At 38.9% G+C, this 9,476-nt stretch carries 10 protein-coding genes and 2 pseudogenes; 8 read left to right on the top strand and 4 right to left on the bottom strand.

Annotated elements, in window-relative coordinates:
* Positions 1-292: 292 nt before the first annotated feature.
* Positions 293-883, bottom strand: coding sequence for a TetR/AcrR family transcriptional regulator (locus ACT3RM_RS15705; protein ID WP_441836626.1), 591 nt, complete (start codon positions 881-883; stop codon positions 293-295).
* Between the two features lie 103 nt (positions 884-986).
* Here ACT3RM_RS15705 and ACT3RM_RS15700 point away from each other — a divergent pair, with 103 nt between their 5' ends.
* The 3 genes from ACT3RM_RS15700 to ACT3RM_RS15690 all read left to right on the top strand — a co-directional run bounded on the left by ACT3RM_RS15700 (position 987) and on the right by ACT3RM_RS15690 (position 2,864).
* Positions 987-1,529, top strand: a complete 543-nt coding sequence (locus ACT3RM_RS15700) for a carboxymuconolactone decarboxylase family protein (RefSeq protein ID WP_441836627.1) — start codon at positions 987-989, stop codon at positions 1,527-1,529.
* Between the two features lie 334 nt (positions 1,530-1,863).
* Positions 1,864-2,241, top strand: coding sequence for a DUF1294 domain-containing protein (locus tag ACT3RM_RS15695; protein ID WP_441836628.1), 378 nt, complete (start codon positions 1,864-1,866; stop codon positions 2,239-2,241).
* A 191-nt stretch (positions 2,242-2,432) separates the two neighbouring features.
* Positions 2,433-2,864: a DUF6795 domain-containing protein gene (locus ACT3RM_RS15690; protein WP_441995254.1), complete on the top strand. Its 432-nt coding sequence runs from the start codon at positions 2,433-2,435 to the stop codon at positions 2,862-2,864.
* A gap of 42 nt (positions 2,865-2,906) precedes the next feature.
* Here the strand turns inward: ACT3RM_RS15690 and ACT3RM_RS15685 are convergent.
* Positions 2,907-3,188 (bottom strand): annotated as a pseudogene (locus ACT3RM_RS15685) (MerR family transcriptional regulator); the annotation flags it as partial.
* A 278-nt stretch (positions 3,189-3,466) separates the two neighbouring features.
* Here ACT3RM_RS15685 and ACT3RM_RS15680 point away from each other — a divergent pair.
* Complete coding sequence (locus ACT3RM_RS15680) at positions 3,467-3,991, top strand: DsrE family protein (RefSeq protein ID WP_441836480.1); 525 nt, start codon at positions 3,467-3,469, stop codon at positions 3,989-3,991.
* A complete protein-coding gene (locus ACT3RM_RS15675) occupies positions 3,991-4,644 on the top strand; it encodes a GDSL-type esterase/lipase family protein (protein ID WP_441836479.1) in 654 nt (217 codons plus the stop codon). The genes ACT3RM_RS15680 and ACT3RM_RS15675 overlap by 1 nt, the downstream gene beginning before the upstream one ends.
* Here ACT3RM_RS15675 and ACT3RM_RS15670 read toward each other — a convergent pair.
* Positions 4,637-5,107, bottom strand: coding sequence for an ankyrin repeat domain-containing protein (locus ACT3RM_RS15670; protein WP_441836478.1), 471 nt, complete (start codon positions 5,105-5,107; stop codon positions 4,637-4,639). The genes ACT3RM_RS15675 and ACT3RM_RS15670 overlap by 8 nt on opposite strands.
* A 61-nt stretch (positions 5,108-5,168) precedes the next feature.
* Positions 5,169-6,695, bottom strand: a complete 1,527-nt coding sequence (locus ACT3RM_RS15665) for a catalase (RefSeq protein WP_441836477.1) — start codon at positions 6,693-6,695, stop codon at positions 5,169-5,171.
* Positions 6,696-7,043: 348 nt separating this feature from the next.
* Between ACT3RM_RS15665 and ACT3RM_RS15660 the strand changes: the two genes are divergently transcribed.
* The 3 genes and pseudogenes from ACT3RM_RS15660 to ACT3RM_RS15650 form a co-directional block, all read left to right on the top strand.
* The gene (locus ACT3RM_RS15660) at positions 7,044-7,718 is read left to right on the top strand and encodes an HAD family hydrolase (RefSeq protein WP_441836476.1); all 675 of its coding nucleotides are present in this window, start codon (positions 7,044-7,046) and stop codon (positions 7,716-7,718) included.
* Between the two features lie 2 nt (positions 7,719-7,720).
* Positions 7,721-8,683, top strand: a complete 963-nt coding sequence (locus tag ACT3RM_RS15655; protein WP_441836475.1) for a sugar-binding transcriptional regulator — start codon at positions 7,721-7,723, stop codon at positions 8,681-8,683.
* Between the two features lie 73 nt (positions 8,684-8,756).
* Positions 8,757-9,476: pseudogene (locus ACT3RM_RS15650) on the top strand (hypothetical protein); the annotation flags it as partial.

Below are 9,476 nucleotides of genomic sequence, written 5' to 3'. Positions count from 1 at the left end.
CAGTCTGTTTGGTAGTTAGGCAAGGCAGCGCCTATGTAGTGTGGTTATTCCCCATAAATAGGTGATAACGCAGCATCAATGCCAAACAGGCGCTGCCCTTTGGGTTCTGCCTCGGGGCGATTTACTCTTTGTTGCCTACATGGATGTAGGTAAGGGGCGTAAGCAGGACGCGGAAGCTTTGCTCGGTTTTTACTTAGCCCACTAGGTTACAAACCGAGCAAAGCGATTAAACCGCCCCGAGTTTGAACAAATTTTAATCCGCAAAGGTCAACAGACCCTCGTTATTACGTTTTTATAGCTGCTTTAACATCACAAACATACTATCAATTAAGTTCATTGCGGTGTTGTGAGGTTGTGGACGGTGTAAGTAACTGCGCAGCCCTGTAAATTGAATTTGAAACAGACGGGCATATTCAATTGCAGGTAGATCGTTTGCCAGTTCATTATTTGCTTGAGCTTTAGTGAATAACGACGCTAAATATTGCTCAAACTGAGCAAGCAGCGTTTCACTTAATGCCTTTAACTGCGGTTGTTGTTCGCTAAACTCTGCATTAGCTTTAACCAACATGCATATTTCGCTGGGTTGACTGCATTGCTTATCTGCAATAGTAACCTGCTGCACAAATGCTTTAAGACCCGCTAAGACTGTTTCACTCTCAGCTAAGCATTGCTCTAATGTTGCTTGCATCATCGTGGTGTAATTTTTTAACGCCTCGCAATATAAACCTTCTTTAGATCCAAATGCTGCATAAATACTGCCTGGGCGCATATCAATGGTGTCTTGTAGATCACGGGTAGAGGTCGCATGGAAGCCCTTTTGCCAAAATAATTGACTAGCAAGCTGCACTACGTTATCACGATCGAATTTTATTTTATTAGCCATCAGAAAATTCATAAGTTGAACATACGTTCAATTTTAACTTGAACAAACGTTCAAAATCAACTATTCTAATGCCATTGTTAATAATCAAACTGTTGGAGATGATATGACAGACTTTACTTTATACACTCAAGAAAACGCCCCAGAAGCTGCAAAATCACTACTTGCTAAATCAAAAGAAGCATTTGGTATGGTGCCAAATCTGCATGCGGTAATGGCTGAAGCGCCAACCCTACTTGAGGGTTATCAAGTTTTGCATGAGCTATTTCAAAACACCTCGTTTAATAAAGAAGAGCTTACAGTGGTTTGGCAAACCATTAATGTAGAGCACGAATGTCACTATTGCGTACCCGCTCATAGCGCAATTGCTGCAGGTATGAATGTTGATCAAGAAATTGTTGATGCACTTGTAAATAAAACGCCTCTTAGCGATAAAAAGCTAGAAGTGCTGCGTGATACCACGCTTGCTATGACCCGCAACCGTGGTGTGATTAGTGATGCAGAGCTTGAAACGTTCTTTAATGCAGGTTTTACTAAGCAACAGTTGCTTGAAATCGTGGTCGGTTTATCGCAAAAGGTGATGAGTAATTACACTAACCATTTAGCCGATACGCCGGTAGATGAACCATTTAAAAAGTTTGCTAAATAACAGTAACAACCTTAATAGCGCGGCCATACAGCCGCGCTTTTTATTTTAACCAGAGTGCTCTGGTATTTTTAAAGCGCTACTTTCTGACTAGTTTATGCACTTTGTTATTTTCCTTTCACCTCTCATATCTCATATATCGCATTAGTGGTTTACGTTTAGTAGTCAATCAGCCTGGCAAGTCACTAAAGAGGGTTAAAAACCAATTCTTAGTGAAAAGTGACGATTCATCCCTGGTTAGTATGTATTTAGAAAGTACAAACAGATCACAGAAAGATTTTTAAGTGTGTCATAATCAATTCTAATCATTATTAACAAGATTAGTATGGGCCACTGCTTGCTTATTAAAAAAATATTAATACTATTTGCTGGCTGTTTTCTGGCTGGGCTGTTTATTGGTGGGAAGTTTGGTTATTGGCCAACTTTTGTTGCAGGCATGTATGCCCTAATGAGTACAGTAACTCTCTTAGTATATAAGTGGGATAAGCATTTAGCCATGAACACTACTCAGGCATCGACTCGAGTGCCTGAGCGTAGTTTGCACATCTTTGCACTTTGTTGTGGTTGGCCTGGGGCATTATTAGCTCAGCAATGGTTTCGCCATAAATCTAAAAAGCGGCGTTTTATTGTGATCTTGTGGTTTATTATTGTATTAAACTTGGCTTTATTCATCGCGGGGCTTTTATACCTAAGACCGTTAATAAGTGCCCTCTAGTTACTGAGAAGCACGAAGACACTGTATTATAAAGAAATAGTGTCTAAGCTGAGCTTCTGATTCATAAATTGTGTGCTCTAAGACTCAAGCTTGGGAGGTTTGGCATTTTATTATCAAGATTAAAGGGGTTATTACTGGTAATTGTATCTATTACTATTGTTTTTTTTACTACAACGCAGGCTTTTGCAGGTATGTTTGGTTTTTTTAATAAACAAGAATTTGTTTTATCAGCACCTGTACAGGGGCGATTATTAAATGAAGGATTACCCGTTGCTGATACTAAAGTAATTAGATCGCTGACTTATGGTGACGAATACATAGATGAAACAACAACAGATGATAAGGGTTATTTTGCGTTTACTGAGAAAACGATTAATACGTCTAAACCCTCAAATATGTTTGATAATGAGTCGTTGACTCAGCATATTTATTTAGAAAATGGTACACCAGAAGGTGTTGTACTATGGGCTATCAGAGTTGTTTTGCATGAGCAAAGTGACACACTAAAAAGACTACTTGATGATTTAGTTTGTGATATCTCGAAAGAGCCACAAACATACGATATACCAATTGAGGAAGCGCCAGAACACTTTTTCACTATTTATGGTGTATGCGAGGTTTAATAAAAAAACCTTCAGTATAAAACTTGCTTTGTAAGAGTTTGTAGCTGCCCCGTCCTTTTTTGTCGGAGTGCGTTTATCAGGTAAAGTGGCTAATGTCTGTTTAATTGCTTCAAGTGTTACTCCCATCGTTTGCGCAGCTTTTATAAGCGCTACACGTTTCAGTACATCGGGTTTACAGCGACGTTGGTTACCGCTGCTGCGCCAGCTTCTGCTTAGGCCTTCAGTTTCGTAAAAGTGCAGTGCTGATACTTTTACACCACTGCGCTTAGCGACATAACCTGCGGTTAAATTAGCTTCGAGGAGTTTTTTATGTTGAACGGTCATAGCTTCGCTCCACCATAAAAAAAGGAGCTAACCAAATGCAAGAAAAATTAATAAATAACAATCGCAATCCTAAAATCTAAGCTTAGAACACGACTACAAAAGTAGTTTTCACTACTGTCTAATGCGGCACCTCCCTCAGCACCCGATGCATTTACGTTAAGTGTAAATACATTTTTCTTTATTTAGGAATGACTTTTCAATCACACCAGTATATTCAAGCTAGTTAATTACTTTAAATAGAGTTAGGGTAGGTTAAACAAAAAAGAAAAGGATAATTTATGAAATCATTATTTTTAGCCGTAGCACTTACTTTAGTTAGCTTTATTGCAACTGCTGAGCAAAGCGAACCCATTATAAAAGATTTTGGCCGTTTTTATGAAGTACCAAATCATGCGCCTATAGATAAACAAACAAAATTTAAAGTTGCTTTTGATGTTGGTGGTGGTGCGGAAAAAGGCGCGAAAAATAACTATATAGATAGCTTGGCACGCTTTATTAATTTGCATGTAGCACATGGTGTTAAGCTTGAAAATATTCAATTAGCCCTGGTGGTACATGGTGGCGCAAGTGTTGATGTACTAGAAAATAGCTTTTATAAAAAGCGCTTTGGTATGGATAATAAAAATCAATCTCTTATAAACCAATTACTTGAAAATAATACTGTTATATATGTCTGCGGGCAATCAGCTACGCATATGAAGGTTGCTCCTGAAGAACTTATTCCTGGCGTAAAAATGTCGCTTTCAGCGATGACAGCCCATGCACAGCTGCAGCAACAAGGTTATACTTTGAATCCTTTTTAATGAATATATTGTGTTTTGGTGACTCAAATACCTTTGGTATATCACCCTTAGATGGAAAGCGGCTATCAGAATACGAGCGCTTTCCAACTTTACTTAAACAGCAGTTAGCTGAGCAATGCCATGTAATAGAAGCTGGTCAACCTAACCGTACTTTAGTGAAAAACTTAGCGTTTACCGGTGATAAATCAGGCATAAAATATTTAAAACCGTATCTTGAAGAGCATAAGCTGGATGCAATCATTATTCAGTTAGGTACGAATGATTTAAAAGCCCGTTTCGCTTTAACACCCAAACAAATAGCTGAGGGTTTAGAGCAATTAATAATGAGTATTAAGGCTTTTTATCGGCAAGTAATTAATCACGAACTTAGTCACCAAAAACAGAAAAACCAAAAACCTAGCAATCAACCCTTAATCATTATTTTAAGTCCACCAAAAGTGTTTGAAGTGGGGCAGTATCAAAAAGTTTATAAAGATGCTGAGCAAAAATCTAAAGCATTAGGGCTGCATTTTATGCAGGTTGCTAAAAAATACGGTTGTGAGTTTTTAGATTGCTACCCGCTCGTCGAACCTTGTAAAAGTGAAGGTATACACATTCCTAAAAGTGGACATAAAAAGCTGGCTAACGAGCTCTATAAATTGCTATCTATTTAGTTTTGTACTTATCTAATAACTCTATCACCTTTTGTTGGCCAAAGGTTTGTGCAAATTGTTCAGCAGTTTGCCCTGCTTTATTTACATGTTCTGCATCGCAATCGAGACTAACTAAGGTTTTGGCAATACTAAACTCACCTCTAAAGATCGCGGCCATTAGTGCTGTGTTGCCACGGTTGTCTTCTAAACATGCATTAGCTCCGAGGTTTAATAAGGTATTTACTGTTTTTTTATGGCCGTGGTAGGTGGCAATCATTAAGGCTGAATATCCCTTATTGTTATAGCTATTAATAGGTACTCCCGCGCTTACAAATTGGCTAATAACGGTATCATCATCAGTGCGTGCAGCAGCAAAGTAATATGCAAGCAAGTTATCATATTGCGATTGTGTATCTGTTTTTGGTTCATTAGCAGCGGCTTTAAAGCTCAAAACAGCGAATAAAACTATTAGTAAGTAACGCATAAATGTGTCCTGTAAAAAAGAGGAAGAGCAAGTCCTCCTCTAAATGGTTAGGGTCGGGTTGTTAAAGTTTATTGGCTAGTTGCTTAACCATTTTAATATCGCCGTTTACGGCTTTAGTTAAGCGTGTACCGTATTCAGTATCGGCTTTGTAAAAGTGACTAAGCATTTTGTGCTTAACGTTGCTGTCTTTTACTTTACCTAAGTCGCCCGCTAGGTTGCTAACTAAATTAGTACGCTCTTGCTTGCTAAAGCTGCGGTATAAAACGCCTGCTTGAGCGAAGTTTTGCTGCTTTTTAATAGCTGCTTGCTGTACAAAACCTTTTAGTTTCGTTTGGCTTCTACGAGCAATTGGATTCTCAGCTACATTTTCGTGGCTTGGTTGATAGTTAACGTTACCTTGAGTATTACCGTAGTTCATAGCACCATCTTGGTTATAATTAACTACATCAACTTTTGTACGGTTAACTGGCAGTTGTTGATGGTTAGCACCTAGGCGATACATTTGTGTATCTGCGTATGAAAATACGCGACCTTGTAGCAGCCTATCTTCTGATGGCTCAATGCCCGGAATAATATTACCCGGTGCCATGGCAACTTGTTCTGTCGATTGGAAAAAGTTATCTGGTACACGGTTTAACGTCATGGTACCGACTTTAGTTTCTTTAACACCTAACCACATTTTTGTAGCATCTAATGGGTTGTAATCAAAGTTATTTAGTTGCGATGGTGTAAGCGTTTTTATATACAGATCCCACTTAGGAAAGTTACCCTTATTGATTTCGGTGTATAGGTCATGAGTTAAGTGCTGAAAGTTTTTACCTTGTACTTCGGTTACCTCTTTTGCACTTAAGTTATCAATACCTTGTTTGCTTACCCAATGGAACTTAACGTATTTTACATCACCGGATTTATTAATCATTTTGTATGCATGTACGCCAAAGCCATCCATTTTACGTAGGCTTGCTGGTGTACCGTTATCACTGTAAACCCATGTTAGCATGTGAGTAGAGCCCGGCTCATACGAGAAGAAATCAAAAAAACGATTTGGATCTTGGATGTTATCGATAGGTGATGGTTTTAATGAATGTACCATGTCAGGGAATTTGATCGCATCACGAATAAAAAATACCGGCAGGTTGTTACCTACTAAATCCCAGTTACCTTCGTCAGTATAAAACTTAGTTGCAAAGCCGCGTGGATCACGCAAGGTTTCAGGACTACCCTTAGAGTGGATAACTGATGAAAATCGTACAAATACTTCTGTCTCTTTGTCTATTTCGTTAAATGGGGCTGCAATAGTTAAGTCATCTAGCGCTTTGCTTGCCGTAAATACACCATGTGCACCGGTACCACGTGCATGTACTACACGCTCTGGAATACGTTCACGAGCAAAGCGTTGCAGTTTTTGAATTAATTGTACGTCTTCAAGTAATACGCTACCGCGTTCACCAGCGGTAATTGAGTTTTGGTTATCGCCAACCGCCGCGCCGTTATCTTTAGTTAGCGTTGCTGCACTGCTAGGTAATGCCATTGCGAGCATAATAGCGCTTAAGGTTAATTTAGCTTTATTGTTAGTTAGTTTATTCATAGTGACCTCTAGATATTGTGCCAGTCAGTTGGCTTATTAATTGGTACTGAGTATATGAGTAAGCTTTTATTCGGTAAAGGTGATTGATTAGATTGGTTTGATTTGTATTTTAGATTGGTTTGGTTTTCTCAATGTAATAGTGAGGCATTAGACCTTAGTCTAGTATTTGACTATAACTCTATTGAAAGCATGGGTTTTCAGGTGTTTTTTTACCTGAAATCACCATGCTGGTGCGTTTATTATTCACTTTTTATTGACATTAGTATATGTAAAAGAGAGTATGCCCACTGCTTGGGCTAATGCCCATGCTGGTGAGGTGAAAATCTAAATGCACAAAAAGGTGGCAAAATGGCCAATAACATAGAGCTAGTGATTTTTGATTGTGACGGTGTTGTTATCGACAGTGAGGTATTAAGTGCCCGCGTGTTAATCAGCATGCTGCGCGATTTAAATATCAATATAGATAAGCGCTATGTACAGCAGCATTTTTTAGGCTGCAGTTTTAAAACTGTCAGCGAAAAAGTTGCAACCGCTTTTGGGATTAACTTGCCAAGCCAATTTGAAAACGATTACCGGAAAATATTAGTTACTATGTTCGCCGAGCACTTACAAGCAACAACAGGTATTCATGAGGTACTTAAAAACCTTAATGTACCATTTTGTATTGCTACAAGTAGTAGTCGTTCAAGAACAAAAAAAGCATTGCAAGCTGTTAATTTTGAGTCGATCTTTAAGAATATTTTTACCAGTGAAGAAGTTACCTCTGGCAAGCCTGCACCAGATTTATTTCTACATGCAGCTGCGTCGATGGAGGTTTCACCTCAAAATTGCTTAGTGATTGAAGACAGTAGCGCTGGTGTTCAAGCAGCCTTGAGCGCAAATATGCAGGTTGTTCACTATAGTGGTGGCCAACATTTAGTTGGGGGAATAAATCATGTGCATTTAAATTTCCCTAATGTTGCGTTACTTACCCATTGGCGGTCATTTTTTACTGCTTATCCTAAACTCACACACAAACAATAATTATGAATGAAAAATCAAACAGTGAATTAAAAAAGCTAGAAGACGCTGCTCGAGCTGCATGGCTTTACTATGTAGCTAAAAATACCCAAGACGAAATAGCACAAAAATTGGATGTATCACGTCAATCAGCACAGCGCTTGGTCGCCCTTGCAGTTAGTGAAAGTTTGATAAAAGTACGTTTAGATCATCCTATTACACGTTGTATGGAGCTTGCTGAGCAGTTAAAGGCTGAATTTAATTTATTAGAATGTGAAGTCGCCCCAAGTGATCCAAATGATATCAACTCATCATATGGGCTTGCACAAAGTGGCGCTAAAATTTTAGAGCGTTATCTAAAATCAAAGCAACCAAAAACTCTTGCATTTGGTACTGGACGGTCATTAAAAGCCTGTATCGATGAATTGCCAAGCATGGAGTGCGAGCAACATAAGTTGGTATCGCTAGTGGGTAACATGATGGAAGATGGCTCAGCATCTAAATTTGATATTGTAGTAAGTATGGCTAATCGGGTTAACGCTAAGCACTTTCCTTTACCGTTGCCTTTATTAGCGCAAACCCAAGCACAAAAAGAGTTATTACATGACTTAGCGCCAGTTAAAAATATTTTTAACTTAGCAGCCAATGCTGATGCGACCTTTGTGGGGATTGGACATATGACACCTAGCTCACCGCTTCTGTTAGATGGTTTTATAGATACAGATGAGCTGCAATCATTTCAAGATGCCGGGGTTACCGGCGAAATAGTGAGTTGGCTTTATGACAAAAACGGCACACTCATTAATAACACACTGACCGAGCGTTTACTAAGTGTACCACTGCAAAAAAATACTGAAAAACCTGTATTTGGTATTGCCGCAGGCCCTGAAAAAGTCGCGGCTATTGAAAGTGCTTTGCAAGGTAAGCTGATTAATTCGCTGATCACAAATGAATACACAGCTGAAAGAATTCTTAAAAACATTTCATAACGATTAATAATACGTCTGAAACTATTTTTTTGAGCAAAAATACGAATAAGTAGTAAAGGCATAGGAAATGATAATGACAACACATCAAAACACACCTAATTTAAGTGAAGTTAACGAAGAACAGCTTCCTGTTGCTCAACATAAACTTCATGGTTGGAAACACTTTGCTGGGCTGTATGCTGGAGAGCATGTAGCAGCAACTGAATTTGTAATCGGTGCAACATTTGTGGCACTGGGTGCTTCGACAATTGATATTTTACTTGGCTTGCTAATAGGTAACTTACTTGCCATGTGCTCATGGTGGTTACTTACGGCGCCAATTGCTGTCGAAACTCGCTTAAGTTTATATAATTATTTAAACAAAATTGCGGGCAACTCAATGACTAAGCTCTATAACTGGGCAAATGTGGTCATTTTTAGTGTCATATCAGCGGCAATGATCACTGTTTCCTCCACCGCGGTGCGATTTTTATTTGATATACCTGCTCAGCTTAATTGGTATCCAAATAGCCTTTGGTTTGTTGCTATCGTACTGGCTGTTGGTTCGATAGTGGTGTTTGTTGCCATGTATGGTTTTTCTACGGTGGCTGACTTTTCAAAATTATGTGCACCGTGGTTATTTGTCATTTTTATTGGTGGCTCGTTTGCGCTATTTCCAGAGCTTTCAAATCACGTTATTGGCTCAACTTCATTAACCAGTTTTAATGACTTCATGATTATTGGTGACTCCTCGATTTGGACCGGAACCAATGCAGAAGGCGAAAAGGGGATAGGTTTATTTGAAGTGATAGGC

The sequence above is a fragment of the Pseudoalteromonas sp. AOP7-A1-14 genome, assembly GCF_052376275.1.
Lineage (GTDB): Bacteria > Pseudomonadota > Gammaproteobacteria > Enterobacterales > Alteromonadaceae > Pseudoalteromonas.
The sequence above is the reverse complement of the archived record's forward strand: the minus strand, read 5'-3'. Positions and strand labels throughout refer to the sequence as shown.

Coding starts and splice junctions, on each gene's coding strand:
- ACT3RM_RS15705 (WP_441836626.1), bottom strand. CDS start 883: ATGGCTAATAAAATAAAATTCGATCGTGATAACGTAGTGCAGCTTGCT.
- ACT3RM_RS15700 (WP_441836627.1), top strand. CDS start 987: ATGACAGACTTTACTTTATACACTCAAGAAAACGCCCCAGAAGCTGCA.
- ACT3RM_RS15690 (WP_441995254.1), top strand. CDS start 2,433: ATGTTTGGTTTTTTTAATAAACAAGAATTTGTTTTATCAGCACCTGTA.
- ACT3RM_RS15680 (WP_441836480.1), top strand. CDS start 3,467: ATGAAATCATTATTTTTAGCCGTAGCACTTACTTTAGTTAGCTTTATT.
- ACT3RM_RS15675 (WP_441836479.1), top strand. CDS start 3,991: ATGAATATATTGTGTTTTGGTGACTCAAATACCTTTGGTATATCACCC.
- ACT3RM_RS15670 (WP_441836478.1), bottom strand. CDS start 5,107: ATGCGTTACTTACTAATAGTTTTATTCGCTGTTTTGAGCTTTAAAGCC.
- ACT3RM_RS15665 (WP_441836477.1), bottom strand. CDS start 6,695: ATGAATAAACTAACTAACAATAAAGCTAAATTAACCTTAAGCGCTATT.
- ACT3RM_RS15660 (WP_441836476.1), top strand. CDS start 7,044: ATGGCCAATAACATAGAGCTAGTGATTTTTGATTGTGACGGTGTTGTT.
- ACT3RM_RS15655 (WP_441836475.1), top strand. CDS start 7,721: ATGAATGAAAAATCAAACAGTGAATTAAAAAAGCTAGAAGACGCTGCT.